Genomic DNA, 12,071 nt, shown 5'->3' on the forward strand with positions numbered 1-12,071 from the left:
TTTCCCTTGCGTCGGTCGGGCACGCTTTAGCGGTGACGACGCACGGCGATCCCGCCATCCCGGCCGGCACGCCCACCGTCGCAGCCCGCACCGGCCCCACGGACGCCGGGGAGGACCGGCCCGCCACCACCGGGGACGACAGCCTGCCCGCCGCACTGGCCGGCCTGCGCGCCGCGATCGGGGCGGCCCGGTTCCCGCTCGCGCTGCCCTCCGCCGAACCCGCCCGGCGCTCCGGCGCAAGCCTCACCGACCAGCTCGACGACTACCTGCTGCCCCGACTGCGCCGGCTCGACGCGCCGCTGCTCGTGGTGATCGGCGGGTCCACCGGCGCGGGCAAGTCCACCCTGGTCAACAGCCTGGTGCAGGCGCGGGTGAGCGCCGCCGGGGTGCTCCGCCCGACCACCCGCTCCCCGGTGCTGGTCTGCAACCCGGCCGACTCGGGCTGGTTCCGCAAGGGCGAGCTGCTGCCCGGCCTGACCCGCACCACCGAGCCCAGCGAGGATCCGCGCACCCTGCAACTGGTCACCGCCCCGGCCCTGCCGGCCGGGCTGGCCTTCCTCGACGCCCCCGACATCGACTCGGTGGTCGACGCCAACCGGGCCCTCGCCGGCCAACTCCTGGCCGCCGCCGACCTCTGGCTCTTCGTCACGACCGCCGCCCGCTACGCCGACGCGGTCCCCTGGGAGCTGCTGCGCAGCGCCCGGGCCCGGGGCGCGGTCATCGCCATGGTGCTGGACCGGGTGCCCCCGGAGGCGGCCGACGAGATCGCCGCCCACCTGTCGGAGATGCTCGCCGCGCAGGACCTGGGGGCGGCCCCGCTCTTCGTGCTGCCGGAGACCTGGGTCGACGGGCAGGGCCTGCTGCCCGAGCGGGTCACCGCGCCGCTCGCCGCCTGGTTCGCCCGGCTGGCCGCCGACGCCGACGCCCGCGCCGCCGTGGTCCGGCAGACCCTGGACGGCGCGCTCGCCGCGCTGCACCCGGCGGTCGAGGTGCTCGCCGACGCCGCCGAGGAGCAGGTCACCGCCGCCGACGCGCTCGACGAGCGGGTGCGGGCCGCGTACCGGGGGGCGCACCGGACCGTCGAGCAGGGGCTGAAGGACGGTCGGCTGCTCCGCGGCGAGGTGCTCGCCCGCTGGCAGGAGTTCGTCGGCACCGGCGAGTTCTTCCGCACCCTGGAGGCCCGTATCGGGCAGCTCCGCGACCGGGTGGTGGCGGCGGTCACCGGCCGGCCCGCGCCCGCGTCGGAGCTGCGGGACGCGATCGAGTCCCAGCTGGTGACCCTGCTGCGGGGCGTCGCCGCCGAGGCGGCCGAGAACGCGTACACCGGGTGGAAGGCCCATCCCGCCGGGGCGGCGCTGCTCGAACCGGGGCTCGCCCATCCCGCCGCCGACCTGCCCGAGCGGGCCGAGCGGCTGGTGCGGGAGTGGCAGCGTGGCGTGCTGGAACTGGTCCGCGCCGAGGGCGGCGACCGCCGCTTCGTGGCCCGGACGGCCGCGTACGCGGTGAACGCCACCGGGCTCGCCGTGATGATCGCGGTGTTCGCCTCGACGGCGTTCATCCCCACCGGGCTGGAGCTGGCCACCGGGGCCGGCACGACCGTCGCCGCGCAGACCGTGCTCCAGGCGATCTTCGGCGACCAGGCCGTGCGTACGCTGGCCGCCAAGGCCCGGGCCGACCTGCTGGACCGGGTGCGGGCCCTGCTCGACGACGAGGCCGCCCGCTACCTGGACCGGACTGCGCAGGCGCGGCCCGCCGCGGACACCGCGGAGGCGCTGCGCGGGGCCGCCAACCGGGTGGAGATCGCCCGGAACCGCAGCGGCCTCGCCGGCGCGGCCGTCGCGGGCCTGCCCGGCACCGAGGGTGAGGGGTCATGACCAACATCGTCGGGCGGATGCGCGAGGCGTTCCGCGGTGACCAGCGGGTCGACGCCGACGCGCTCATCGCCCGCCTCGACGCCGTACGCCGGTTCCTCACGGTCGTCGACGGCCACCTGCCGGACGCGCAGCTCGTGGCGGCGCACACCCTGGTCGAGCGGGCCGGCACCCGGTTGGCGCTCTCCCGCGACCACACCGTGGTGGCCCTCGCCGGCGCGACCGGCAGCGGCAAGTCCAGCCTGTTCAACGCGCTCGCCCGGATGGAACTCTCGTCGGTCGGGGTGCGCCGCCCCACCACCGGCGTCACCCACGCCTGCGTCTGGGGGCCGCTCGACGGCGGCAACCGGCTGCTCGACTGGATCGGCGTGCTGCCCCGGCACCGGTTCGTCCGGGAGAGCGTGCTCGACGCCGACGACGAGTCCTCTCTGCGCGGGCTGATCCTGCTCGACCTGCCCGACTTCGACTCGGTGCAGCGGTCCCACCGGCTGGAGGTGGACCGGCTGCTCGGCCTGGTCGACCTCGTGGTCTGGGTGGTCGACCCGCAGAAGTACGCCGACCGCGTCATCCACACCAGCTACCTGAGCGAGTTCCACCGGCACCGGGACGTCACCCTGGTCGTGCTCAACCAGGCCGACCGGCTGCCGCCGGCCGAACTGCCCCGGGTGCTGGCCGACCTACGCCGGCTGCTCGACGCCGACGGCCTGGACGGCGTACCGCTGCTGGCGACCACCGCCGTCGACCCGGCCGGCATGGCGGGGCTGCGGGAGGCGCTGGAACGCACGGTGGCCGAGCGGCAGGCCGCGCTGCGGCGGCTCCAGGGCGACGTGGACGCGGTGGTCGCCGGGCTCGACGAGCTGGTCGGGGGCGCCTCGCCGGCCGTCGGGCCGGACGACGCCGCCGTCACCACGCTGCACCGGGCGCTGGCCGGCGCGGCCGGGGTGCCGGCGGTCGCCGAGGCGGTCGAGCAGGCGTACCGGCACCGGGGCGGCGCCACCACCGGCTGGCCGCTGGTCCGGGGCTGGCGGCGGCTGCGGCCCGATCCGCTGCGCCGGCTGCACCTGCCCGGCCCGGCCGCCGGCCGCGACGAACCGGCGGAGAGCCTCGTCGCCGCGACCTCGGTGCCCGACCCCACCGCCGCCCAGCGCTCGGCGCTCGGGCTGGCGATCCGCTCGGTGGCCGACCGGGCCGGGGCGGACCTGCCCGCCGCCTGGCCGGCCGCGGTGACCGCCGCCGCCCGGTCCCGCCTCGGCGACCTGCCGGACGCGCTGGACCGCGCGGTGGCCGGCACGGACCTCGGCATGGACCGGCGACCGCTCTGGTGGCGGATCGTCGGCGGCCTCCAGTGGCTGGTGACCCTGGCCGCGCTGGCCGGGCTGGGCTGGCTGGCGCTCGGCTACGGGCTGCGCGCGCTGGGCCTGCCGGCGTTGGAGCACCCGATGGTCGGCGAGGTGCCGCTGCCCACCCTGCTGCTCCTGGGCGGCCTGCTCGCCGGGCTGCTGGTGGCCGCCCTGACCAGGCCGGTCATCCGCTGGGCGGCCCGCCGGGCCCGTCGCCGGGCCGAACGGCGCCTCACCGCCGCGGTGGCGGCGGTCGGCGAGGAACACGTGCTGACGCCGGTACGGGCGGTGCTCACCTCCTACGCCGAGGCCCGCACGGCACTGGGGGAGGCCGCCGGCCGCTGAGCCGGAAATCCCGTCCCCCGGCAACCGCAGGTCGGCGGCGTGGCGCCGCGACGCGTGCCGGACGCTCGGGTCGCTCGTACCGTCCGGAGGCGGGCGGCGGCGTAGGGTCGGTGGATGGGAACGCCTCAGACCCCGTACGACGCGGTGCTGCACGCCGCCCGCGACGTGGCCAAGCTGGACAACGCCCTCGACGCGGAGATGCTCGGCGCGGCCCTGCTGGGCAGCGTCTACTCGGTCGCCGAGACCGAGCGTGACGCCGCCGTCCGGGACTTCGTGGCCGGCTTCCTGGCCGCCACCTCCCGCCGCCGCTCGGCCGCGGCGACCACCATCCGCTCCGTCTTCGCCGCGCTGGTGCCCGACGCCGAGGGCGCCGGCCGGGTCCGCCCGGGCGCCGCCACCCCGTCCTGGGCCGCCCAGCTCGGCCGCGTGCACCTGACCGGCTGCTGGTCCTACGGCGACGTGTACGGCGACCAGACCTCCTACCTGGCAACCTTCGCCTACGACGACCCGGCCGGTGGCTCGGCGCACGCCGTGGTGACGCTGCTCGACCACAACATCGGCATCACCAAGGACGTCTTCGTCGGCGGGCCGCCCGACCGGATCCTCGACCAGGTCCGGCAGATGTGCGCCGGCGACGAGCTGACCTGGTTCCGCGACGAGGAGCCGACCCGGATGCGCGCCGAGGTGACCCGCCACCTGGCGATCACCGACGGCCTGACCGAGCTGCCCGAGGAGGGCTCGCTCGCCACCGACCGCGCCCTGCTCGGCGCCCGGTTGGCGCTGCTGCCACAGGCGGCCGGGGCGGCCCCCGCACCCGCCGCGGAACCCCTCTCCGCCGCCGAGCGTACGGACCTGGTCCGCCGGTTCCTCGCCGCACCGGAGGCGGCCCGGTTCGGCCTGGACGCCATCGACGGGGCGGAGCTGGCCTCGCTGCACTTCTGCCTCAGCCTGCTGCTGGACCACGCGGCCAGCTTCCCGGACGCCGACCCGATGCGGTGGAGCCCCACCGTGGCCGGGCTGTTCCTGCTCGACTGGGTGCACCGGAGGGCGGTGCTGGACATGGACGACGCCGCACTGCTGCCCCGGGTGCTGCGCGCCTGGACGGGGTACGCCGCCCGCAAGCGCGGGCTGCCCGAGCAGGCGGCGGCGCAGACCGACACGGCCATCGAGGAGATGGTGCCGGAGTTCGCCCGCCTCTACAGCACCGGCGAACGCCGCAGCCCCGCCACCGCCGCCGTCGCGCAGCTGATGGCCGACGGCGTCGACCCCGACGACCCGGCCGCCCTGGGCGCCTGGATCGAGGCCAACCGCCACCGCCTGACCGACGACCCCGCCTGACCCTCCCTCCCCTCCCACCCCCCCGCACCCTCCCCACGCGCGTCACCCCGCCCCACGCGCGTCGATCATGCAGTTGTGGTGGGCGAAAAGCAGCATTGCGCGGCTTTTGCGGGGCACCACAACTGCATGATCGACGGCCTTGCCGGGGGGGTGCGCATCGTCGGCCTTGAGGGGGATGCGCATCGTCGGACGGGAGGGAAGAGGGGCCGGGGGCGGGTCAGCGGAGGGGGGCGAAGACCAGGGCGGCGACCAGGGCACCCAGGGCAAGTCCCGCGACCACCTGGGGCACCGTGTGGTCGCGTAGGCGGACCCGGGACCAGCCGACCAGTACGAGCAGCGGCGCCGTCGCCAGCAACCCGGCCCCGAACGTGAGCACCAGCACGACCACCGTCCCGGCGGCCACCGCCGAGTGGATCGACATCTTCCACCAGTGGCTCACCGTCACGGCGACCACCAGGCCGACGAGCCCGGCCGCGGCCAGGGCCAGCACCGGGCGCGGCGCGCCGAGCACCGCGAGCAGGGACAGCCCGGCGGCGACCGAGCAGAGCCCGAACAGCAGCGGGACCCGACGCTGCTCGCGGACCCCCACGTGATGGTCGGTCAGCCGGCCCCGCCGCACCCCGCCGAGGATGTACGCGAACGGGATCCCGCTGACGAAGAGCGTGGCCAGCAGCCCCCAGGCCAGGCCGTGCGCGCCCTGGGCGCTGTGCCAGCCGACCGCCAGCGTCAGCGCCGAGACCAGCACAGCGGGCGCGGTCAGCTCGGTCACGAACCGGGCGAGCCGGAGGCCCCTGCCGGGTGGCGGCGCGGCGGCCGGACGGGTCTGGGGTTCCGCGTCCGAACCGCCCGTCCCGCTCAGCGCCCCGCCTCTGCTCCACCGGGCCGCCGCCCGGACCCGTCCCCTGTCCGCAGCCCGGCGCTCCGACAGGGCCGGGCCCGGCCGTGGATCACCTGCCGTCGACCGTCACCGTACCCGTGACCTGCCCCCGTGGTGCCCGCTCCGGCCGGGACCGGCGGTCGGACCGGAGTCGACGGTCGCGCCGGGGTCGACAGTCGGGCCGGGATCGTCGGTTGAGCCGGGACGATCGGTCGGACCGGGGTCGACGGTCGGACCGGGGTCGACGGTCGGACCGGGGTCGACGGTCGGACCGGGGTCGACGGTCGGACCGGGGTCGACGGTCGGACCGGGGTCGACAGTCGGGCCGGGACCGTCGGTCGCGCTGGGTGCCGGGGTCGCCGTGGGTTCGGGCGGCGGCAGCGAGAGGGTGCCCGTCGGCTCCACCGACGTCGGTTCGCCGCTCGGCGTGGGTGCCGGACTCGGGCTCGGGCTCGGCGTGGGCGACGGCGACGGCGACGGCGACGGCGACGGGCTCGGGGACGGGGACGGGGACGGCTTCGGGGGTGGGCTCGTCGGGGGACGCGGGGCCGGTCGGCCGCCGGGCCGGGGCGGGGGCGGGGGCTTCGGATGCGCCGCCGGGCGGTGCGCTGGCGGCGGGGCCGGCGCGGCGACGACCGGCGTACGCGGGAAGGGCGGGACGGTCCACCAGTCGCCCGGGGCGGCCACGGCGGGGGACGGGGTCGACGGGACGACCGGCGGCTGACCCGTCGCCGGCACCGGGATCACCACGGGGCCGACCGAGGGTGTCGGCAGGAACGGGGTGCTGCTGTCCGGCAGGGCCGTGCTGCCGACGGTGGCGGAGCCGGTGCTGATCGCGGCGAGGACCGGCATCGACGCGGTGCCGGCGAGCAGCGCCACTGTGAACAGGTAGCCCCGGGACGGCCCGCCCGAGCCGGGAGCCCGGTGCGCCCCGACCAGCCTTCGGTAGCCACCGGGGGCGCGATGCCGGCCGAGGAAGGGAGTGGCGGGATCTTGGGCTGGCTCGGACACCACGCACTCCCTTTCGTCGGCTCCGGCGGCGGACGGCCCGGTACGGCGACCGCCCCGGAGCGCCCGGCGAACCGCCCGGACGCGTGGAAGCGGCAAACCGCCCGACGCGGACGATCCCGCGCCAATCAGCCTGGACCAGTGACGTTGTGTCGGCCAACCCTGTACAGCGTGTCGACACGCGTATATGGCCGAACGGTGACGAACCATCGCCGGATCGGCCGCGCGTCGATGCAACGGACACCGGGTCCTTCGTGCGACGAAGCGGGCCACCACCACGGCGCGGGACAGGCGCAGTGTGGGCGCGCTCACGTGTGATGCGAATATGGACCACGACGGCAACGCAGCCACGACCTCCGCGCACCCCCGCGGCAGGCGCGGCTGGGCGCCGGCGCTCCCGAACCGGGTTCGGCCAAGAATCCGGCTCACGCCGCGCGGCAACCCCCACCGGGGCTAGGCGCGGCCGCCAGGAACCCGTCCGGCACCAGCCGGGCAGGCGCACGAGTTGCGCGGCCGGGTGACCCCCCGGTGCCGACGCAGACAGACAGGGAGAGACGGATGGCAAAGGGCGACCCCGGGGTCTCCAGTCGCGGCCGACGGGCCGCACCCCGGTCCAGGAAGGGCGCGACCGGCGACCCGCAGCTGGTGCAGCTGCTCACTCCGGAGGGTGAGCGGATCGAGAGCGCGACGGGCCCGGACGGGACCGAGTACCGCGTCGACTTCACCGACGAGGAGTACCGCGGGCTCTACCGCGACCTCGTGCTGGTCCGCAAGCTCGACGCCGAGGCCACCGCGCTGCAGCGCCAGGGCGAGCTGGGCCTGTGGGCCAGCCTGCTGGGCCAGGAGGCCGCGCAGGTGGGCTCGGGACGCGCGCTGCGTACGCAGGACATGGCCTTCCCGACCTACCGGGAGCACGGCGTCCTCTACTGCCGGGGCATCGACCCGATCATGCCGCTCGGCCTGTTCCGGGGCGTCGACCAGGGTGGCTGGGACCCGAACGAGTTCAAGTTCAACATGTACACGATCGTGATCGGGGCGCAGACCCTGCACGCGACCGGGTACGCCATGGGCGTCCACATGGACGGCAAGACCGGGACCGAGGACGGCGAGGCGGTGATCGCCTACTTCGGCGACGGCGCCACCAGCCAGGGCGACGTCAACGAGTCGTTCGTCTGGGCCAGCGTCTTCAACGCCCCGCTGGTGTTCTTCTGCCAGAACAACCAGTACGCCATCTCCGAGCCGCTGGAGCGGCAGACCCGCGTGCCGCTCTACCAGCGGGCGGGCGGCTTCGGCTTCCCCGGCGTCCGGGTGGACGGCAACGACGTGCTCGCGTCGTACGCGGTGACCCGGCACGCGCTGGACAACGCCCGGCTCGGCCAGGGCCCCAGCCTGATCGAGGCCTACACCTACCGGATGGGCGCGCACACCACCTCCGACGACCCGACCCGCTACCGGATCGCCAGCGAGGTCGAGGCCTGGCAGGCGAAGGACCCGATCGCCCGGATGAAGGCGTTCCTCACCAGGCAGCAGATCGCCGACGCGGACTTCTTCGCGGCCGTCGACGAGCAGGCCCGCACCGAGTCGGTGCACCTGCGCGAGCGGGTGCTCGCCATGCCCGACCCGGAGCCGGTGACGATGTTCGACCACGTCTACCCGCACGGGTCCCCCGAGCTCGACGAGCAGCGGGCGCAGTTCACCAGCTACATGGAGTCGTTCGAGGGGAGCGCCCACTGATGGCCACGGAGACGCTCAGCCTCGGCAAGGCCCTCAACACGGGCCTGCGCAAGGCCCTGGAGAACGACCCGAAGGTCGTCATCATGGGCGAGGACGTCGGCAAGCTCGGCGGCGTCTTTCGGATCACCGACGGCCTCCAGAAGGACTTCGGCGACCAGCGGGTGATCGACACGCCGCTCGCCGAGTCCGGCATCATCGGCACCGCGGTCGGCCTGGCCATCCGCGGTTTCCGGCCGGTCTGCGAGATCCAGTTCGACGGCTTCGTCTACCCCGCGTACGACCAGATCGTGTCGCAGGTGGCGAAGATGCACTACCGGTCGCAGGGCAAGGTCCGGATCCCGATGGTCATCCGGATCCCGTTCGGCGGCGGCATCGGCGCGGTGGAGCACCACTCCGAGTCGCCCGAGGCGTACTTCGCCCACACCGCCGGCCTGAAGGTGGTGTCCTGCGCCAACCCGCAGGACGCGTACACGATGATCCAGCAGGCCGTCGCCTCGGACGACCCGATCGTCTTCCTGGAGCCGAAGCGACGCTACTGGGAGAAGGGCCCGGTCGACCTGGACGCCCCGCTGTCCGGGGCGTACCCGCTGCACTCGTCCCGGGTCGTCCGGCCCGGCACGGACGCCACGGTGCTGGCGTACGGCCCGATGGTGCGGACCTGCCTGGACGCGGCGACCGCCGCCGCCGAGGACGGCCGGGAGCTGGAGGTCATCGACCTGCGCTCGCTCTCCCCGCTGGACCTGACCGCCGCGTACGAGTCGGTGAAGCGCACCGGCCGCTGCGTGGTCGTGCACGAGGCCCCGGGCAACCTGGGCCTCGGCTCGGAGATCGCGGCCCGGATCACCGAGGAGTGCTTCTACTCCCTGGAGTCCCCGGTGCTGCGCGTGACCGGCTTCGACACCCCCTACCCGGCCGCCCGGGTGGAGGAGGAGTACCTGCCCGACCTCGACCGGGTGCTCGACGCCGTCGACCGCACCTTCGGCTGGTGAGCGGCATGTCGCGGATCAAGGAGTTCAACCTGCCCGACCTGGGCGAGGGCCTGACCGAGGGTGAGATCCTCGCGTGGCTGGTCAAGGTCGGCGACGTCATCGAGCTGAACCAGCCGATCGTCGAGGTGGAGACGGCCAAGGCGGCCGTCGAGATCCCGGCGAAGTGGGCCGGCCAGGTGCAGGCAATCTTCCACCCGGAGGGGAGCACGGTCGAGGTCGGCACGCCGATCATCGCGATCGACACCGACCCGGGCGCCGGCCCGATCGAGGCGTCGACGACCGGTGCGCCGGCCGCCGCCCTGCCCACCCCGTCGGCGGCGTCGCTGGCCGCGGTCGAGGTGGCGCCCACCGAGGGCGCGGTCGAGCCGGGCCTGATCGGCGGTCCCGCCCCGGGTGGGCGTACCGCCGTGCTGGTCGGCTACGGCCCGCGGAACACGGCGGCCAAGCGCCGCCCGCGCAAGGGCGACACCCCGGTGCCGGCCCAGGCGGCGGCCCCGGTGGCCCCCGTCGCGCCGGCGTCGCCCGCCCCGGTGGTCACCGCGCCGTCGAACGGCCACGGCCCGGCCGGTGGGCCGGTGCTGGCCAAGCCGCCGGTACGCAAGCTCGCCAAGGACCTCGGCGTCGACCTGGCCACGCTGACCGGGTCGGGCCCGCTGGGCTCGATCACCCGGGAGGACGTACAGCGGGCGGCGAGCGGGACCACGGCGGCGGCCGAGCCGCTCGCGGTGTCGGCCCCGGCCACGGTGGCCGCGAGCTTCGGCGCGGACCGTGAGCAGCGCATCCCCGTCAAGGGGGTACGCAAGCTCACCGCCGAGAACATGTCCCGCTCGGCGTTCACCGCGCCGCACGTCACGGAGTTCCTCACCGTCGACGTGACCCGGGCGATGAAGGCCCTGGACCGGCTCCGCAACCGGCGGGAGTGGCGCGACGTGCGGGTCTCGCCGCTGCTGCTGGTGGCCAAGGCGGTGCTGCTGGCGGTCAAGCGCCACCCGATGGTCAACTCGACCTGGGCCGGCGACGAGATCGTCGTCAAGGACTACGTCAACCTGGGCATCGCGGCGGCCACCGAGCGCGGGCTGATCGTGCCGAACATCAAGGACGCCGGCCGGCTCTCGCTGCGCGAGCTGGCGGACGCGATGACCGACCTGGTGCAGACGGCCAAGGCCGGGAAGACCTCGCCGTCCGACATGTCCGGCGGCACGCTGACGATCACCAACGTCGGCGTGTTCGGGGTGGACACCGGCACGCCGATCCTGCCCCCGGGCGAGTCGGCGATCCTGGCCTTCGGCGCGGTCCGCGAGATGCCCTGGGTGCACAAGGGCAAGGTCCGGCCGCGTCAGGTCACCACGCTGGGCCTGTCCTTCGACCACCGGATCATCGACGGTGAGCTGGGCTCGAAGTTCCTGCGCGACATCGGGGAGTTCCTGGCCGATCCGGAGGCGGCACTGCTCGCCTGGACCTGACCGGTCTCGACACCAGCCACGGCCGGTGTGCACGGGTTCACGCCCGGCACACCGGCCGTGTCCGTTGGGGGCGGGGTTCACGCCTGACACACCGACCGTTCACCGTCGGCACACGGAAACGTCGGTCAGCCGGCCTCCATACCTTCGATTGTTCGGCAGGTGTCCCAGCTCACCTAAGAATCGATGGAAGTTGCGGCCGTCTTGGGGTTCAATGGAGACATCAAGGGGCTGACAACCGAATAGCCAGGAGGAGAGACCCGTGAGCATGATCGAGCGAATCCGTAACCGCCGCGACGCCAACCGCCGCGCCCGTGCCATCGAGCACGCGCTGCGTTCCGCCAACTCGCCCGCGGTCCGCGAAGAGATCCTCGCCATCGCCCAGCGTCACATGAGCTGACGCCCAGGACCTTTCTCACCCTCCTCCAGATCGACGACCCGCCCGGTCCACCCGGACGGGTCGTCGGCGTTTCGCAGCGGTTGACACCGGGATTCCACCTCGCCCCAGCGCCCGGTACGGTGGGCTTCGGTCGTCGCCCGCCGACCCGGAGCAGTCGAGTCGATAGAAGCCGCTCGACACCATCCGGCCACGGGGAGTGACGGCCGTGCTCCCCGGGCGCCCTCGGGCGGTCACCGGATACGGTGCGGGGAGCCGGCACGGCCGGTACACCGGCGACGCCGGCCACCCTGCCGAGCAGACCGATCGGCAGCGGCGGCCGACAGGTGATGGAGGAGGCGCACGCATGACGTCCGAGGGCACGCACCACCCCGGCCAGCAGCCGGACGAGGTGTCGCCGGGCGCCGGCGGACCGGCGCCGTACGGCGACCGCCCGGCACCGCAGGACAACGGATACGGCGCTGGCGCCCCCGACCTGGGCTGGGCGCCCCCGCCCCCGTCGGGGCGACCGAACCCGCCCGCCTGGGGCGCGCAGGGTGAGCAGCAGCAGGCCCCCGCGTGGGCCGCCCAGGCGCCGCAGCAGACCGACCCGGCCCAGCCCGGCCAGTGGGGACCGGCCGGCGGATCGCCGCAGCCGGCGTGGCCGGGCACGCAGGAGCAGCCCGTGCGACCACCGTGGCGACAGCGGCTGCCGGCAACGCCAGGGCGAATG

The 12,071-nt window shown here is 75.1% G+C and carries 10 protein-coding genes and 1 pseudogene; 9 read left to right on the plus strand and 2 right to left on the minus strand.

What is annotated here, in order from left to right; genetic code table 11:
* The first annotated feature begins 32 nt into the window (after nucleotides 1-32).
* From AB0G13_RS06835 to AB0G13_RS06845, 3 genes are all read left to right on the plus strand, one after another.
* Nucleotides 33-1,874 carry a GTPase domain-containing protein gene (locus tag AB0G13_RS06835; RefSeq protein WP_357869968.1) on the plus strand — a complete coding sequence of 614 codons (1,842 nt, stop codon included), beginning with the start codon at nucleotides 33-35 and terminating at the stop codon, nucleotides 1,872-1,874.
* Nucleotides 1,871-3,556, plus strand: a complete 1,686-nt coding sequence (locus AB0G13_RS06840) for a GTPase (RefSeq protein ID WP_357869971.1) — start codon at nucleotides 1,871-1,873, stop codon at nucleotides 3,554-3,556. The genes AB0G13_RS06835 and AB0G13_RS06840 overlap by 4 nt, the downstream gene beginning before the upstream one ends.
* 114 nt (nucleotides 3,557-3,670) lie before the next feature.
* Nucleotides 3,671-4,894, plus strand: coding sequence for a hypothetical protein (locus AB0G13_RS06845; RefSeq protein ID WP_357869974.1), 1,224 nt, complete (start codon nucleotides 3,671-3,673; stop codon nucleotides 4,892-4,894).
* 42 nt (nucleotides 4,895-4,936) lie between these two features.
* Here the strand turns inward: AB0G13_RS06845 and AB0G13_RS06850 are convergent, their stop codons facing one another.
* Both AB0G13_RS06850 and AB0G13_RS06855 read right to left on the minus strand, forming a co-directional pair.
* A complete protein-coding gene (locus AB0G13_RS06850; RefSeq protein WP_357869977.1) occupies nucleotides 4,937-5,077 on the minus strand; it encodes a hypothetical protein in 141 nt (46 codons plus the stop codon).
* Nucleotides 5,078-5,111: 34 nt separating this feature from the next.
* Nucleotides 5,112-5,663: a phosphatase PAP2 family protein gene (locus AB0G13_RS06855; RefSeq protein WP_357869980.1), complete on the minus strand. Its 552-nt coding sequence runs from the start codon at nucleotides 5,661-5,663 to the stop codon at nucleotides 5,112-5,114.
* On the opposite strand from AB0G13_RS06855, the gene AB0G13_RS06860 reads away from it, so the two are divergent.
* The 6 genes and pseudogenes from AB0G13_RS06860 to AB0G13_RS06885 all read left to right on the plus strand — a co-directional run.
* Nucleotides 5,557-6,495, plus strand: a complete 939-nt coding sequence (locus AB0G13_RS06860; RefSeq protein WP_357869983.1) for a hypothetical protein — start codon at nucleotides 5,557-5,559, stop codon at nucleotides 6,493-6,495. The genes AB0G13_RS06855 and AB0G13_RS06860 overlap by 107 nt on opposite strands.
* A gap of 842 nt (nucleotides 6,496-7,337) precedes the next feature.
* The gene (pdhA, locus tag AB0G13_RS06865; RefSeq protein WP_357869986.1) at nucleotides 7,338-8,513 is read left to right on the plus strand and encodes a pyruvate dehydrogenase (acetyl-transferring) E1 component subunit alpha; all 1,176 of its coding nucleotides are present in this window, start codon (nucleotides 7,338-7,340) and stop codon (nucleotides 8,511-8,513) included.
* The gene (locus AB0G13_RS06870; protein ID WP_357869989.1) at nucleotides 8,513-9,502 is read left to right on the plus strand and encodes an alpha-ketoacid dehydrogenase subunit beta; all 990 of its coding nucleotides are present in this window, start codon (nucleotides 8,513-8,515) and stop codon (nucleotides 9,500-9,502) included. The genes pdhA and AB0G13_RS06870 overlap by 1 nt, the downstream gene beginning before the upstream one ends.
* A gap of 5 nt (nucleotides 9,503-9,507) precedes the next feature.
* Nucleotides 9,508-10,965 (plus strand): dihydrolipoamide acetyltransferase family protein, encoded by a 1,458-nt coding sequence (locus AB0G13_RS06875; RefSeq protein WP_357870004.1) that lies wholly within the window; start codon nucleotides 9,508-9,510, stop codon nucleotides 10,963-10,965.
* Nucleotides 10,966-11,224: 259 nt separating this feature from the next.
* A complete protein-coding gene (locus AB0G13_RS06880) occupies nucleotides 11,225-11,362 on the plus strand; it encodes a hypothetical protein (RefSeq protein ID WP_165947779.1) in 138 nt (45 codons plus the stop codon).
* 343 nt (nucleotides 11,363-11,705) lie between these two features.
* A pseudogene (locus AB0G13_RS06885) lies at nucleotides 11,706-12,071 on the plus strand (hypothetical protein); the annotation flags it as partial.

This window comes from Micromonospora sp. NPDC023633, from assembly GCF_040640035.1.
Classification (GTDB): Bacteria; Actinomycetota; Actinomycetes; order Mycobacteriales; family Micromonosporaceae; genus Micromonospora.